The 15,458-nt window shown below is 64.0% G+C and carries 13 protein-coding genes; 3 read left to right on the top strand and 10 right to left on the bottom strand.

The features are described 5' to 3' along the window. Positions 1–52 precede the first annotated feature (52 nt). On the bottom strand, positions 53–2,539 hold the full coding sequence (gene plsB, locus IF103_RS18615) for a glycerol-3-phosphate 1-O-acyltransferase PlsB (RefSeq protein ID WP_202675563.1): 2,487 nt from the start codon (positions 2,537–2,539) through the stop codon (positions 53–55). A gap of 231 nt (positions 2,540–2,770) precedes the next feature. Here plsB and IF103_RS18610 point away from each other — a divergent pair, with 231 nt between their 5' ends. After that, complete coding sequence (locus tag IF103_RS18610; protein ID WP_003252255.1) at positions 2,771–2,980, top strand: cold-shock protein; 210 nt, start codon at positions 2,771–2,773, stop codon at positions 2,978–2,980. A 104-nt stretch (positions 2,981–3,084) separates the two neighbouring features. On the opposite strand, the gene IF103_RS18605 is transcribed toward IF103_RS18610, so the two are convergent. The 4 genes from IF103_RS18605 to IF103_RS18590 form a co-directional block, all read right to left on the bottom strand. Next, entirely contained in the window at positions 3,085–3,459 is a 375-nt protein-coding gene (locus IF103_RS18605; protein WP_027906533.1) for a hypothetical protein, read from the bottom strand. 17 nt (positions 3,460–3,476) lie between these two features. Then, positions 3,477–4,289 (bottom strand): putative RNA methyltransferase, encoded by an 813-nt coding sequence (locus tag IF103_RS18600; RefSeq protein ID WP_202675561.1) that lies wholly within the window; start codon positions 4,287–4,289, stop codon positions 3,477–3,479. Beyond that, positions 4,289–5,440: a succinyl-diaminopimelate desuccinylase gene (gene dapE / locus IF103_RS18595; RefSeq protein WP_023381985.1), complete on the bottom strand. Its 1,152-nt coding sequence runs from the start codon at positions 5,438–5,440 to the stop codon at positions 4,289–4,291. Before dapE ends, IF103_RS18600 begins: the two co-directional genes overlap by 1 nt. A gap of 105 nt (positions 5,441–5,545) precedes the next feature. Continuing rightward, positions 5,546–8,137 (bottom strand): glycosyltransferase, encoded by a 2,592-nt coding sequence (locus IF103_RS18590; protein WP_202675560.1) that lies wholly within the window; start codon positions 8,135–8,137, stop codon positions 5,546–5,548. Positions 8,138–8,258: 121 nt separating this feature from the next. Here IF103_RS18590 and tcdA point away from each other — a divergent pair, with 121 nt between their 5' ends. Next, the gene (gene tcdA / locus IF103_RS18585; protein WP_049818684.1) at positions 8,259–9,068 is read left to right on the top strand and encodes a tRNA cyclic N6-threonylcarbamoyladenosine(37) synthase TcdA; all 810 of its coding nucleotides are present in this window, start codon (positions 8,259–8,261) and stop codon (positions 9,066–9,068) included. A 40-nt stretch (positions 9,069–9,108) separates the two neighbouring features. Here the strand turns inward: tcdA and IF103_RS18580 are convergent, their stop codons facing one another. From IF103_RS18580 to IF103_RS18565, 4 genes are all read right to left on the bottom strand, one after another. Beyond that, entirely contained in the window at positions 9,109–9,522 is a 414-nt protein-coding gene (locus IF103_RS18580) for a SufE family protein (protein WP_027906530.1), read from the bottom strand. Next, complete coding sequence (locus IF103_RS18575) at positions 9,519–10,724, bottom strand: cysteine desulfurase (RefSeq protein WP_202675558.1); 1,206 nt, start codon at positions 10,722–10,724, stop codon at positions 9,519–9,521. Before IF103_RS18575 ends, IF103_RS18580 begins: the two co-directional genes overlap by 4 nt. A 78-nt stretch (positions 10,725–10,802) precedes the next feature. Further along, positions 10,803–11,837, bottom strand: a complete 1,035-nt coding sequence (gene dapD / locus IF103_RS18570) for a 2,3,4,5-tetrahydropyridine-2,6-dicarboxylate N-succinyltransferase (protein ID WP_023381980.1) — start codon at positions 11,835–11,837, stop codon at positions 10,803–10,805. Positions 11,838–11,868: 31 nt separating this feature from the next. Beyond that, positions 11,869–12,216: an ArsC family reductase gene (locus IF103_RS18565; protein ID WP_023381979.1), complete on the bottom strand. Its 348-nt coding sequence runs from the start codon at positions 12,214–12,216 to the stop codon at positions 11,869–11,871. Positions 12,217–12,570: 354 nt separating this feature from the next. Here IF103_RS18565 and IF103_RS18560 point away from each other — a divergent pair, with 354 nt between their 5' ends. Beyond that, the gene (locus IF103_RS18560) at positions 12,571–14,217 is read left to right on the top strand and encodes a Na+/H+ antiporter (protein ID WP_023381978.1); all 1,647 of its coding nucleotides are present in this window, start codon (positions 12,571–12,573) and stop codon (positions 14,215–14,217) included. 41 nt (positions 14,218–14,258) lie between these two features. Here the strand turns inward: IF103_RS18560 and dapC are convergent, their stop codons facing one another. Next, positions 14,259–15,455: a succinyldiaminopimelate transaminase gene (gene dapC / locus IF103_RS18555; RefSeq protein ID WP_023381977.1), complete on the bottom strand. Its 1,197-nt coding sequence runs from the start codon at positions 15,453–15,455 to the stop codon at positions 14,259–14,261. Positions 15,456–15,458: the final 3 nt, after the last annotated feature.

Here is a 15,458-nt window from a genome sequence, read left to right as displayed (position 1 = left end):
GCTTGTGGCCAACCCCAGGGACTGTAGCGGATTTTCACTCCCCGCGAAGCCTTCAGGGCTGCGAAGTTTCCACGGGATCGTCACGGTGCAGGGCCACCTGCCGTATCGACAAGCGCAACTCCGCCGACAGCACTCGCTTGGCCACGCCCTCGGCTAGCTCGCCCAGTTTGTCGTGGTAGCCCAGCTTGCCGTTGCCATCGGGGCGCAGCACATTCTGCTCGACCAGCGTCTGAATGAAATGGCGGAACAGGGTCTTGTCGAAGAACTCCGGGGCGTTCAGGCCATGCAGGATCGACAGTCGCTGGGCCATCATCACGCTGAGGTCTTCCAGTTCTTCAGCACTCAGGGTGTTCTGCCCGCTGTTGAGCAGCAGCGAGGTGGCCATGTAGAAGCGCTGCAGGGTCTGGGTGATGGTTCGGGCGAGCAGGGTCAGCAGGACGAATTGACGCGAGCTCGGTGCCGGGCGCATGTACAGGTCGTTCTCCTGGCGCAGCAGGCCCTGTGCGACCAGCGCTGCAAGCCATTGGTCGATCACCTCATCCAGTTGCTCTGGCGTCCAGCGCAGGAACAGTTCGGCCTGCAGGTACGGATACAGCGCATGCACGTACTGACCAAGCAGCTCGCGGCTCATGCGCGAGCTGCTGAGGAAGAAGCTCGCCAGCAGTGCTGGCAGGGCGAAGATGTGCAGGACGTTGTTGCGGTAATAGGTCATCAGTACCGCGTTGGCTTCATCCAGGTAGAGGATTCGGCCCAGGGCATCCTTCTGCTCGGACAGCAGGTCCATGCGCCTGACGTGTTCGATCAGTGCCAAGCCATCGCCCTCGGGCAACGTGGTATGAGGCGAGTAGGGCACCTGACGCAGCAGGGCCAGGTACAGGTCGAGGACACGGCTCAGCGCCCGTTCGTCCAAGGCGAGGCGGCTGGTGGACAGCAGCGCCAGCGCCACCAGGTTGACCGGGTTGACCGCCGCCGCCTCGTTCAGGTGCCGGGCCACGGTCTCACCCAGGCGTGTGGTGGCTTCGTTGAGCCAGGTTGGGCGAAATTGTGGGGCCAGCTGCTGGTCGCGCCAGCCGGGTTGCTGCTGGTCGAGGAAGCCTGCCAGGCGGATCGGCTCGCCGAAGTTGACGTAGACCTGACCAAAGCGCTGCTTCAGCGCCCCCAGGACCTTGAAGATGTCGAAGATCGACTCTTTCTTCTTGCTCGCCCCCCTCAGCTCGCCCAGGTAGGTGCGGCCTTCGAGCACGCGCTCGTAACCGATGTACACCGGCACGAAAACGATTGGCGTACGCGACGAGCGCAGGAAGCTGCGCAGGGTGATGGCCAGCATCCCCGTGCGTGGCTGCAGCATCCGACCGGTGCGCGACCTGCCACCCTCGACGAAGTACTCCACCGGGAAGCCCTTGGTGAACAGGGTGTGCAGGTATTCGTTGAAAACCGCCGTGTACAGCGGGTTGCCCTTGAAGGTGCGGCGCATGAAGAACGCCCCGCCACGGCGCAGCAAGCCGCCGATGACCGGCATGTTGAGGTTGATCCCGGCGGCGATGTGAGGCGGCGTCAGGCCGTTGCGGAACAACAGGTAGGACAGCAGCAGGTAGTCGATATGGCTGCGGTGGCAAGGGACGTAGATCACCTCGTGGCCGGGGGCGATGCCCTGCACCTGCTCGATATGGTTGACCTTGATGCCGTCGTAGATCTTGTTCCAGAACCAGCTGAGCACCACTTCCAGGAAGCGGATGGCGGTGTAGGTGTAGTCCGAGGCGATCTCATTGCCATAGCGCAGCGCCTGGGCCTCGGCCTTGGCATACGGGATATTCTGTCGTTCGGCTTCGTCAGTGATCGCCTGGCGCACCAGGGGGTCGTGAACCAGGCCTTTGACCAGGTTGCGTCGGTGCGACAGATCGGGGCCGATGACCGCGGTCTTGAGGTTGCGAAAGTGCACGCGCATCAAGCGTTGGGCCATGCGCACGGTTCGCTCGTGCCCTTTGTTGTGCTGTACCAGTTCGCGCAGGTGAATGGGGGCGGAGAACTGCACACGGGTCTTGCGGCCCAGAATGAGGATGGTCAGCAGTCGGCGCAGGCGGCCGGTGACAGCCCAGCTGTCGGCGAACAGCAATTTCCAGGGGCTGGATTCGCTGGCAGGCGTCTGCCCCCAGAAGACGCTGACCGGGATGATCTGGGCATCCTCCTCGGCATGTTGGCTCACGGCCGCCACCAGGCGCTCCAGTGTCGGTGGGGCGCCACGCTTGTCGTGGCGCCCCAGCCAGTCCGGGTCGGGCGTGAGGTAGAAGAAGGCGGCAGGTTCGTGCAGGGGGCCCACGGCCACGGGCAGTACCGGGCGTGGCAGCCCTGCTTTGGTGCATTCGCGGTCGACCACGGCCAGGTCGGTGAGCGATGGCGAAGGCAGGGCGTAGAACACCGGGCGACTGCGGTCGAGCTTGAGGGTCAAGGACGACTGGTTGATGGTCTCGGAGCGCACCCACAGGTAAAGCACGCGGCGCAGGGCACCGAAGATCAGGCGGCGCAGGGGAGAACGGGTCATGGGGTGTGAGCCTTGGGTGTGAATTTCAATGAATTTCCAGCCAGTTAGTCTGCCGTATATGCGCAAGTTCAGCAAAATACGGTAATTGGCAGGGCAGTCATGAAATTTTTTTGTTCTGTGTCATATACTCGGCCTGCCACTTGCAGGATATTTCGGCAAGCGGCGTCGGCACAGGTCCGTGACCCTGTGCCTACAAGGCGATCTTCACAATAAAAATCCGGAGTAGTTCAGATGTCGTCTCGTGAGACTGGGAATGTAAAGTGGTTCAACGATGCCAAGGGCTATGGCTTCATTCAGCGCGAAGGTGGTGCGGATGTCTTCGTCCACTATCGGGCGATCCGCGGTGAGGGGCATCGTACCCTGGTCGAAGGTCAGCGGGTGGAATACGCCTGCGTGCAGGGCCAGAAAGGCCTGCAGGCCGAGGACGTAGTCGGGCTCTGAGCCCCGGGTTGTAGGAGTCGGCTAGCCGGCGATCACCCACGAAGCTGGGATCGGGTGCTTCGGCGTCTGCGTCGTCGGCCAGTCGGCTCCTACCAGGTAAACGCTCAGGTACGCCAGGTGATTTCTTCTTCACCGTCGGCGCTGATGCGGACCCAGCGGTCGGCATCTTCTTCACCGTCTTCCTCGACCCAGCCACCTGGCGCACAGCGCACTTCCACGCCCAGCGCGGCGAATGCGGCGCGGGCGCAGGCGACGTCATCCTCCCATGGCGTCTGGTCGCTTTCCAGGTAAAGGCTGTTCCATTTCCCTACAGCCTTGGGTAACCAAGTGACTGGAATGTTACCGGCCTTGCATTTGAAGGTCTGGCCTTTCTGTTGCCACTCACTGCAAGAGCCGATCGCCTCGGCGAGCCATTGGGCAATTCGCTGGTGGTCGACGTCGGCGTCCTTGAGGTAGATCTCGATATCAGGTTGGCGCATGGGGGCTCCGGATGTGCTCAGTCTTGGCGCACGAAATAGTCATATCGCATGGAAACCGTCACCTCGAACGGCTCGGGCTGTTCGATCACCCGCGCTCGTCTTTCGGCGCTGGCACGCCAGCCATGCGGGGTCATGGCCAGCAGGTCGGCGCGGGCCTTGGGTTCGACCAGGCTCAGGCGGAATTCAAGGACCTCGTGATGGGCGTGAACCATGCCTTCCGGTACCAGGGCCAGATGCTTGTCGTCGGCGTAAGGGCGTACTTCATCGTAGAGCACTTCCCGCAGCTCCATCAGGTGACCGCTGGTTGGACCGACCCGCATCAGGCCGCCGCCTGGGCCTAGCAGGCGCTTGGCCTCGGCCCACTCCAGCGGGCTGAACACGCTGGCGATGAACTGGCAGCTGGCGTCCGCCAGCGGCACACGGGCCATGCTGGCGACCATCCAGGTGACCGACGGCTCACGGCGGCAGGCGCGCTTGACGGCCTCGCGGGAGATGTCCAGGGCATAGCCGTCGGCCGATGGCAGTGCCTGGGCGATCTGCGCGGTGTAATAGCCTTCGCCGCAGCCGATGTCCAGCCAGGCACCGGGTTGGCGCTCGGCGGCCAGCTCGGCCAGGCGCCGGGCCACCGGGGCGTAGTGCCCGGCTTCGAGGAAGTCGCGGCGCGCCTCGACCATGGCCTGGTTGTCGCCGGGGTCGCGGCTGTTCTTGTGCTGCACCGGCAGCAGGTTGAGGTAACCCTGGCGCGCGCGATCGAAACGGTGCCCCGCAGGGCACACGACGCCATTGTCGAGCCGCGTCAGGGCCGCCTGGCAGAGAGGGCAGGCAAGCATCAGGCGAGCAACCGGACGAGGGTCTGGTAGTAGATCTCGGTCAGCAGGTCGAGGTCGCTGGCCAGGATCCGCTCGTCCACCTGGTGGATGGTGGCATTCACCGGGCCCAGTTCGACCACCTGTGTACCCATGGTGGCGATGAAGCGACCGTCCGAGGTGCCGCCGCTGGTGGACGGCTGGGTTTCGCGGCCGGTAACGTCTTTGATGCTGGCCGACACGGCATCGAGCAGGTCGCCTGGCTCGGTGAGGAAGGGCAGGCCAGACAACGCCCAGTCGATCGTCCAGTCCAGCTCGTGCTTGTCGAGGATGGCCGAGACCCGCGCTTGCAGGCCTTCGACGGTCGATTCGGTGGAGAAGCGGAAGTTGAACAGGGCGGTCAGCTCGCCCGGCACGACGTTGGTGGCGCCAGTGCCGGAGTTGAGGTTGGAAATCTGGAAGCTGGTAGGTGGGAAGAATGCGTTGCCCTCGTCCCAATGCTCGGCGGCCAGTTCCGCCAGGGCAGGTGCCGCCAGGTGGATCGGGTTGCGTGCCAGGTGTGGGTAGGCCACATGGCCCTGCTTACCGCGCACGGTCAGCTTGGCGCCGAGCGAGCCACGACGGCCATTCTTGACCACGTCGCCGAGCAGGGTGGTGCTCGACGGTTCGCCGACGATGCACCAGTCCAGGCGCTCGTTGCGCGCCTTCAGGCGCTCCACAACGGCCTTGGTGCCGTGATGGGCCGGGCCTTCTTCGTCGCTGGTGATCAGGAAGGCGACCTTGCCACGGTGGTCGGGGTAGTCGCGCACGAAGCGCTCGCTGGCTACCACCATGGAGGCCAGGCTGCCTTTCATGTCGGCGGCGCCGCGTCCGCAGAGCATGCCATCGGCATCGATCAGGGCCTCGAAGGGCTCATGCTGCCATTGCTGTACCGGGCCGGTGGGGACCACATCGGTGTGGCCGGCGAAGCACAGCACCGGACCGTCCTGGGTACCGTGGGTGGCCCAGAAGTTGTCGACGTCCTCGATGCGCATCGGCTCGAGCTGGAAGCCGACGGCGCCCAGACGATTCATCATCTGCGCCTGGCAGTCAGCGTCGACGGGGGTGACCGAGGGGCGACGGATCAGGTCGCAGGCCAGTTGAAGGGTAGGCGAGAGCTCGGCTGGGGCCGTCATGGGGGACTCCGGGGCAAGGCAAGGCGAGAAAACGAGGGGCGTTATCTTATATCAAACAAGGTGTGTCGGCACGGGGCATTGGGGCCGCAGTGCGGCCCCGCAAGCTCAGGCCTCCTGTGGCTCTGCCAGCTTGTCCGCAGGCTTGGGCAGCGACGAAAGGAATGCCATCACCAGCGCCGCCAGATACGGCAGCGACTGCACCAGCAACATCGCCACCCAGAAGCGCATGTCCGAACTCGGCAGCCCTTGCACCAGGTAGATCCCGGCCGCCGCGCCCCACAGCAGCAACATGATGAACAGCTCTTCCCGCGCCTCGGAAATCGCCACCATCAGTCCATGGCTGTCAGCATTCTTCGGTGTGCGGAAGAACGGCATGCTGCTGGTGAAAAAACCGTACAGCACTGCCTTGGCGATGGTATGCGACAGTGCCAGCCCTGCCAGGGCCGCGGCGAATGCGTCCTTGAGGTTGACCCCGACCGCCCGGCGATAGAGGAAGATGATCTTGCCGACCTTGAAGAAGAACAGCGCCAGCGGCGGAATGGCGAAAATCATCAGCGGCGGGTCGACCCGGTGCGGCACGATGATCATCGCCGCCGACCACAGCAGCGCGCCGACCGTGAAGAAGATGTTCATGCCGTCTGCGATCCACGGCAGCCACCCGGCCAGGAAGTGGTAGCGCTGGCCACGGGTCAATTCGCTGCCCTTGCCGCGCAACAAAGCGCCGGCGTGGTGCTTGATGATCTGGATGGCGCCGTAGGCCCAGCGGAAACGCTGCTTCTTGAAGTCGATGAAGGTGTCGGGCATCAGCCCTTTGCCGTAACTGTTGTGGGCGTACGCCGCGGACAGGCCCTTCTCGAACACGCGCAGGCCCAGTTCGGCATCCTCGCAGATGCACCATTCGGCCCAACCCAGCTCCTCCAGCACACTGCGCCGGGTCATGGTCATGGTGCCGTGCTGGATAATCGCGTCACGGTCGTTGCGGGTGACCATGCCAATGTGGAAAAAGCCCTTGTACTCGCTGTAGCACAGTTTCTTGAAGGCACTCTCGTGCTGGTCGCGGTAGTCCTGGGGCGACTGCACCACGGCGATCTTCGGGTCGGCGAAGTGCGGCACCATGTGCTTGAGCCAGTTGCGGTCCACGCAGTAGTCCGAATCGATGACGGCGATCACTTCGGCGTCCTTGGCCGTGTGCGGAATCAGGTAGTTGAGCGCGCCACCCTTGAAGCCGGCCAGCGGGGCGACGTGGAAGAACTTGAAGCGCTCGCCCAGTTTCTCGCAGTGGGCCTTGAGGGGCTCCCACACGGCAGGGTCCTTGGTGTTGTTGTCGATCACCAGCACTTCGTAATCCGGGTAATCGAGCGCCGCGAGGGCATCGAGGGTCTGCTTGACCATGTCCGGTGGCTCGTTGTAGCACGGCACATGCACCGACACCTTCGGCCGATAGGCGGTATCGGCCTGTACTGGCAGAAACTCGCGACGCCGTTTGTGAATCCACACGGCTTCGGCCAGCTCGTGGGCTTCGGTCAACAGGACGATGAATACCCCCAGTGCGCCGAGCGCCAGCAACACGCCCACGGTCAGGCTGAACCAGGTGCTGTACTGCTGGCTGTAGTCGTAGGCGATCCACACCAGCACCGACCCGCACAGGAAGGTGATGAAGGTCAGGAAGGTGCGCCCGCGCTGGCGCAGGGCCGAGCCATCGATCAGCAGTACGGTGAGCGCGATCATCGCCAGCACCACCGAGGCCACCGCCAGAGCCCGCCATTGCGGGATCGCCACCACTGGCCCGTCGAAGTTGAACTTCTGCTGGCGCTCGGCATTGAATACGCCCCAGTAAGCACCCACGGATCCTTCGTCGCTGGCCTTCCAGGGTTGGTCGTAGGCTTCGATGACAAAGTAGTTGTAGCCTCGCCGGTTCAGGGTATTGACCAGTGTGCGCAGGTAGATGGCCTGGTCAGCCTGAGTGGCGTCGGCACCGCCGCGCATGCGACCGTTGCTCGGCCAGCCCACCTCCGACAGCAGCAATGGCTTGCGCGGGAACTGCTGCTTGAGCTCACGGGCGCGGTCGAGCACGAACTCGACCGAGTCCTTCATCGGCACGAATTCCCAGTAGGGCAGGATGTGTGCGGCAATCAGGTCGACATGCTTGGCGAGCTCGGGGTGTTCCTTCCAGATGTGCCATTGTTCACTGGTGGTGACCGGCACCTTCACCCCGGCGCGCACGCGGTCCAGGTACTGGATGAGCGCCTCGGGCGTGACCTCTTCGCGGAACAGCGCCTCGTTGCCGACGACCACCCGCACCACGCTGCGGGATTTGTTGGCCAGTTCGATGGCCGTGGCGATTTCGCGTTCGTTACGCTCAAGGTCCGGGCTGATCCAGATTCCCAAGGTCACGCGCAGGCCAAGTTCTTCGGCCAGGCGGGGAATGTCGGCCTGGGTGCCCTCGACGGTGTAGATGCGGATGCTGTCGGTCAGCTTGCTCATCTGCTCCAGGTCCTGGCGTATCTCATCGTCGCTGGGGTATTGGCCCTTTTGCGGACTCTCGCCAAGACGGAAGGGCGAGTACGACAAACCAGAGATCTGTTCCGGCCAGGCTGGTGCGGTGACCGGCCGGTTGATAAGCGCCCAGAACCCGGTGAACAGCGCGGCAATGGCCAGCACCACCACCAGATTGAGGCCGAATTTGCGTGAAGACATGTTCGTTCAATTCTGTCGAAGGGATAGGACATTAAAGCAGGGTTGGTAGGTACTTTCCTAACGATGGAGGCCACAAGCGCTCTTGGCCTATAATGCGCGCCGGTTTTTTCGGGGTACCAACATGAGCACAGAAGATCCACGCTTTGCCGGCGTAGCCCGGCTGTACGGCGACGAAGGCCTGCAACGACTGAGCCAGGCCCATGTGGCGGTCGTCGGCATCGGCGGGGTTGGCTCGTGGGCGGCCGAGGCCCTGGCCCGCAGTGGCGTGGGCGAAATCACCCTGTTCGACCTCGACGATGTGTGCGTCAGCAACACCAACCGTCAGGCGCATGCGCTGGAGGGGCAGGTGGGGCGGCCCAAGGTCGACGTCATGGCCGAGCGCCTGCGGGCGATCAACCCTGCCTGCACGGTGCATGCGGTGGCCGACTTCGTCACCCGCGATACCATGGCCGAATACATCACCGAGCAGATGGACTGCGTCATCGACTGCATCGACAGTGTGATGGCCAAGGCCGCGCTGATCGCCTGGTGCCGGCGGCGGAAGATTGCCATCGTCACCACCGGGGGCGCCGGTGGGCAGATCGATCCGACCCAGATCCAGGTCGGCGACCTCAACAAGACCTTCAATGACCCACTGGCGTCACGGGTACGCTCGACCCTGCGCCGCGACTACAACTTCTCGCGCAACGTGAGCCGCAACTATGGCGTACCGTGCGTGTTTTCCAGCGAGCAACTGCGCTATCCGAAGGGCGACGGCAGCGTGTGCCTGCAGAAGAGCTTCGTCGGTGAAGGCGTGCGCCTGGATTGCGCCGGGGGCTTCGGCGCGGTGATGATGGTGACCGCGACGTTCGGCATGGTGGCGGCGAGCAAGGCAATAGAGAAGCTGGTGGCAGGCGCGCGGCGGCCTTCGGAGCGGGTCAAGGCCCAGTAGCCGCAAGCCGACCCCGTAAAGGCCAGCTTGCCCGATGGCTTCAGCGCTGATCCAGCGTCAACTGCGCCATCCGCTGCAACACCGCATGCAGCCCGTTGCTGCGCGACGGCGACAATTGGCGCTCAAGGCCCAGTTGGGTGAACCAGCCTTGCAGATCCAGCCTGCTCAGTTCGCTGGTGGCCAAGCCTTGCACCCGAACCAGCAGCAGCGCCAGCAACCCGCGCAATAAGCGCGCATCGCTGGCCGCCTTGAACTGCCATTGGCCGTCGACCTGAGTGGCCACCAGCCACACAAGGCTCTCACAGCCATGCACCCGATTGCTCTCGGTCTTCTGCGTGTCCTCCAGCGGTTCCAGCCGTTCGCCCCACTGCATCAGCAGTCGTGCCCGCTGCTCCCAGCCGCGCGCTTGTTCGAAGCTCTCCCGCGCCTGGCGCGCCTGCTCTGACAAGTTCATCGCAGCAACTCCAGGCCTTGGTCCAGCGCAGCGAAGAACCGTTGCAGGTCGTCGCTGTCGTTGTAGATCCCCAACGACACCCGAATCGCCCCCTCCAGCCCCAAACCCTTGAGCAGCGGCATTGCGCAATGATGGCCGGCGCGCACGGCGATGCCTTGCTCGGTCAGCAGATGGGCGATATCGGCGTTGTGCACGCCTTCGATGACGAAACTGGCCAAGGCCGCCTGGGGTGTGCCGAGTACACGAATACCGTCGCGGTCCGCCAGGCCTCGCAGCAGGTGCTGGTGCAGGCTCGCTTCGTGGTTCTCGACGGCATGGACGTCGAGGCTGGCGAGGTAATCAAGGGTTGCGCCCAGGCCAATCACGCCGGCAATGGGCGGTGTTCCTGCCTCGAACCCCAGCGGCGCTGGCCGGAAACTGGCGCTCTGATAATCGGCCATTTGCACCATCTCGCCACCGAATTGCCAGTGATGCAGCAGGTCAAGGGCCTGGCGCCGGCCGTAGAGCACGCCAACGCCGTCCGGCCCGTATAGCTTGTGACTGGAGAACACGTAGAAGTCGCAGCCCAGTTGCTGCACGTCGTGGCGGCCATGGACCACCCCCTGGGCGCCGTCGACCACCGTGATCGCGCCTTGGGCACGGGCGTGGGCGAGCAAGGCAGGTAGCGGCTGCCAGGTACCCAGTACGTTGGACAACTGGCTGACCGCCAGGACCCGGGTGCGCGGCCCGATCAGTTGCAGGGCCGGGTCAAGGTCGATGCGTCCGTGTGCGTCCAGCGGCAACACCACCAGGCGCACATTGCGCCGTCGCGCCAGTTGTTGCCACGGCAACAGGTTGGCGTGGTGTTCCAGGGCGCTGACAGCGATTTCGTCACCGGCCTCGAAACGGTGCTCAAGCCCATAGGCCAACAGGTTCAGTGCCGAAGTGGCTCCGTGAGTGAACACGATCTGCTGGGCATCGGCGGCGTTGAGCCAGGCGGCGACCTTGTCCCGGCTGGTTTCGAACGCTTGGGTCGCCAGGGCGCCGGGAAGGTGCTGGGCGCGATGCACATTGGCTGCACCATGACCGTAGTAATGGCTCAGGGCATCGAGCAGCGCCTGGGGTTTCTGGGTGGTGGCGGCGCTGTCCAGGTAGGTCTGGTGCTGCCGTTGCAGGGCGGCGATGGCGGGGAAATCGGCACGCCAGGGGGAGGGCTGGAACATGTTCGCAAGGCCTGGAATGAAAATCGGGTCTGGCATTACGCCAGACCCGATCTTATCACTTCAAACCGTGCAGGGTTCTCAGTTATGGGCGTGCAGCGCCTCATTCAGCTCGATGGCCGACTTGTGGGTCTTGCACTCGACGGCGCCGTTCAGCGAGTTGCGGCGGAACAGCAGGTCGGTCTGACCGGCCAGGTCGCGGGCCTTGACCACTTTGACCAGCTCGTTGTTTTCGTCGAGCAGGTTCACCTTGGTGCCGGCAGTGATGTACAGACCGGCTTCCACGGTGTTGCGATCGCCCAGCGGGATACCGATGCCGGCGTTGGCGCCGATCAGGCAGCCTTCGCCGACCTTGATGACGATGTTGCCGCCACCGGACAGGGTACCCATGGTCGAGCAGCCGCCACCCAGGTCCGAGCCCTTGCCGACGAACACACCAGCCGAGACGCGGCCTTCGATCATGCCCGGGCCTTCGGTGCCGGCGTTAAAGTTGACGAAGCCTTCGTGCATGATGGTGGTGCCTTCGCCGATGTAGGCGCCCAGACGTACACGGGCGGTATCGGCGATACGCACGCCAGCCGGAACCACGTAGTCGGTCATCTTCGGGAACTTGTCCACCGAGAACACTTCCAGCAGCTCGCCCTTCAGGCGTGCTTCCAGTTGCAGCTCAGCCAGCTCGGCCAGGTCAACGGCGCCCTGGTTGGTCCAGGCGACGTTCGGCAGCAGCGGGAAGATGCCGGCCAGGCTTACGCCGTGCGGCTTGACCAGACGGTGCGACAGCAGGTGCAGCTTCAGGTAGGCCTCTGGGGTCGAGGTCAGTGCGGCGTCTTCGGCCAGCAGGGTGGCGACCAGTGGCTTGTGGCTTTCGGCCAGGCGGGTCAGCAGGGCGGCCTGGGCGGCATCGACGCCTTTGAGGGCTTCGGCCAGTTGCGCGGCCTGGGCGTTGCTGAAGGCGATGGCCTGGTTGCCACCTTGGTAACCGAGGATCGGCGCAACGGCGGCGACCAGCTCGGCACTCGGGTTGAGCAGGGGTTGTGCGTAGAAGACTTCGAGCCAGGCGCCCTGGCGGTTCTGGGAGCCGACACCGAAGGCCAGGCTGAACAGGTTATTGGACATGTGATTACCTCGTGCGAAATAGGGGGTGGGCTCAGGCCAGCGCAGCGCCGTACAGGTCAGGCTTGAAGCCAACCAGCGTGCGTGCGCCGAGGTCGAGCACCGGGCGCTTGATCATCGACGGCTGGGCCAGCATCAGCTCCACGGCCTTGGCCTGGTCGAGATCGGCCTTGCTGGCGTCGTCGAGCTTGCGGAAGGTGGTGCCGGCACGGTTGAGGATGACTTCCCAGCCGTGTTCATCGCACCAGCGGTTCAGGCTGTCGCGGTCGATGCCTTGAGTCTTGTAGTCGTGGAATTCGTAGCCGATGGCGTGTTCTTCGAGCCATGTGCGGGCTTTTTTCATGGTGTCACAGGCTTTGATGCCGTAGAGCGTGTAAGTCATCGCGTACATTGGGGTTCAAAGGTGCCCCCAATCTCTCCGTTTTCCGAATGTCAGTCGCGGGATTATGCGGGAACGATTCTTTGAGCGCCACGGGTGTGCATGCCTTGTGTCCTGCAGCACCTCGGAGATTGCCAGGTGCCTGCCTTGAAATTTCGGGCGCTCTATCTCTTGGGCGCCAAGATCTTAAGGCGCACACCTGCCAGCCATGACCCCAGTATCATCATGTTACATATACATTTGCCACCTGCGACTATCGTGCAGCGGTCTCGATTTACCTATCCCCGCTAACATATTGTTTCAATGGCGATGTTTCGCCCTGATGTCGTTTTTGGTTCACAAAGGAAGCTTTCACGGATGCAGTCCGCCTACACCGTCCTCATCCTGCTGACGCTGGTAAGCGTGTCGAAACTGGTCGGGCGAGTCATTCCGCTACCGCTGCCATTGGTGCAGATCGCCGCTGGCGCCTTGCTGGCATGGCCGACCCTGGGCCTGCATGTGGCCCTGGACCCAGAACTGTTTCTGTTCCTGTTCCTGCCACCGTTGCTGTTCGCCGATGGCTGGCGCATTCCCAAGCGTGAGCTGTGGCGTATTCGCGGACCAGTGGTGGCCCTGGCGGTGGGCCTGGTGCTGTTCACCGTGGTCGGCGCCGGATATTTCATCCACTGGCTGTTGCCTACTATCCCGCTGCCGGTAGCGTTCGCGTTGGCAGCCGTGCTTTCGCCCACCGACGCCGTGGCTGTGTCGGCCATCACCCAGGACCGCCTGCCAACCCCGCTCATGCACATGCTGCAGGGCGAGGCGCTGTTGAACGATGCCTCGGGCCTGGTGACCTTCAAGTTCGCCCTGGCAGCGGCGATCACAGGGGCATTCTCGCTTGCCGACGCGGGCATGAGTTTCGTCCTCGTTGCCATCGGTGGCTTGGCGGTGGGGGTCGCGCTTAGTTGGCTGATCGGCCGCCTGCGTGCGTGGATGATCGCCCGGGGCTGGGACGACCCGGCCACCCATGTCGTGTTCATGCTGCTGCTGCCGTTCGCGGCCTACGTATTGGCCGAGCGCCTGGGCGTTTCTGGCATTCTTTCCGCCGTGGCTGCCGGCATGATGCAGAGCTGGCTCGACCTGCTGCCCCGCCAGACCAGCACACGGCTGTTGAACCGCAGTGTCTGGTCGTTGCTGGAGTTCGCCTTCAATGGCCTGATCTTCCTGCTGCTGGGCCTGCAGTTGCCGGACATCATCAAGGCGGTGGTCAGCCATGAGACCACTGTCTGGCCGACCCTGGCCTGGCGCTGTCTCGATGTGCTGGCGATCTTCGCTGCGTTGATACTGCTGCGTTTCGTGTGGGTACAGAGCATCTGGCGAGCGATCGGTGTGGTGCGGCGTTGGCGCGGTAAACCGGACCTGGTGCTGATGCCCACCGCGCGCTCTTGCTGGCTGTTGACTCTGGGCGGCGTGCGCGGTGCCGTGACGCTGGCCGGTGTGATGTCGATCCCGCTGCTGATAGGGGCGGGCAAGGCGTTTCCCGAGCGTGATCTGCTGATTTTCATCGCCGCGGGGGTGATCCTGTTGTCGTTGATCAGCGCGTGCGTCGCCTTGCCGTTCCTGCTGCGGGGCGTTACCAGAAGTCCGGATGAGCGTTTGCACCAGGAAGTGCAGGAAGCCTGGCGGCGCACCGCGGAGGCGGCCATTCATGCCTTGGAGGCAGAAGAAGTGATCGATGCCAGCGCACCCCAGGATGCGGCGCAGGCGACCTTGGCCACCGAGCTGAAGGCGCGGTTGATGGCCGAATACCGGGACGAGCTGGACAGCTACAACGACACCGCCGAAGCGCGGGCACTGGCCGAGCAGATGGACTTGCTGGAGCGGCGACTGCGCTTGCGTGCGCTGCGGGCCCAGCGTCTTGAGCTGTACAACCTGCACCGCCAGCACTTGGTGGGCGATGAGGTCGTGCGCCAAGTGCTGGGCGAGCTGGATCTGAGTGAAGCCAACCTAGGGCAGGTCAAGTAGCGGATCTGTCTGTCGGAGGGCCGCGTGGCGGCCCTTCGTCTTCAGCGGCTTTGCAGGAACTGGCGAATCCGCTCCGCCGCTTCGATACACTCGGCCAGCGGCGCAACCAGGGCCATGCGCACTCGACCAGCCCCTGGATTCACGCCGTTAACTTCACGCGAAAGGTATGAGCCTGGTACCACGGTCACATGCTGGGCCTCGAACAGGTCGCGGGTGAAGTCGGCGTCGCTGCCCGGGACCTTGGCCCACAGGTAGAAACTGCCATCCGGGCGCTGCACGTCCAGCACCGGTTGCAGGATGTCCAGCACGGCGTCGTACTTGGCGCGGTACTGGTCGCGGTTGTCGCGCACATGGGCTTCGTCCTGCCAGGCTGCGATGCTGGCCAGCTGGGTCTGAACCGGCATCGCGCAGCCGTGGTAGGTGCGGTACAGCAAAAACGGCTTGATGATCGAGGCGTCACCGGCCACGAAGCCCGAGCGCAGTCCTGGCAGGTTGGAGCGCTTGGACAGGCTGTGGAACACCACGCAGCGCTTGAAGTCGCTACGGCCAAGCTCGGCGCAAGCGGTCAGCAGGCCAGGTGGCGGGGCGTCCTCGTCGAAGTACAGCTCGCTGTAGCACTCGTCGGCGGCAATCACGAAGTCATGCTCGTCGGCCAGGGCGATCAGTTTCTTCAGGGTGTCCATTGGTACCAGGGCACCTGTCGGGTTGCCCGGGGAGCACAGGAAGAGGATTTGGCAGCGCTTCCAGACCTCGACCGGCACTGCGTCGAAGTCGGGGTTGAATCCGTTGGCTTCCAGGCAGGGCAAGTAGTGCGGCGTGGCCCCGGCCAGCAGGGCCGCGCCTTCGTAGATCTGGTAGAACGGGTTGGGGCTGACCACCAGGCCATCGTCGGCGCGGTTGACCACGGCCTGGGTGAAGGCGAACAGTGCCTCACGGGTGCCGTTCACCGGCAGGATGTGGCGGTCGGCGTCCAGCCAGCCGGTTGGCACGCCAAAGCGGCGCTCGCACCACTGGCCGATGGCCTGGCGCAATGCCGGCAGGCCGATGGTGCTCGGGTACACCGCCAGTTTGTCGAGGTTGTCGGCCATGGCCTTGGCGACGAAGGCCGGCGACTCGTGCTTCGGCTCGCCAATGGACAGGGCGATGGCGCGTTTGTCCGCGGCCGGTTTCACGCTGCCCAGCAGGGCACGGAGTTTCTCGAACGGGTAGGGCTGCAGCTGGGTCAAGGCATGATTCATCGG

This window comes from Pseudomonas sp. SK2, assembly GCF_016772395.1.
Classification (GTDB): Bacteria; Pseudomonadota; Gammaproteobacteria; order Pseudomonadales; family Pseudomonadaceae; genus Aquipseudomonas; species Aquipseudomonas taiwanensis.
This window is presented reverse-complemented; position numbering and strand designations above follow the sequence as displayed.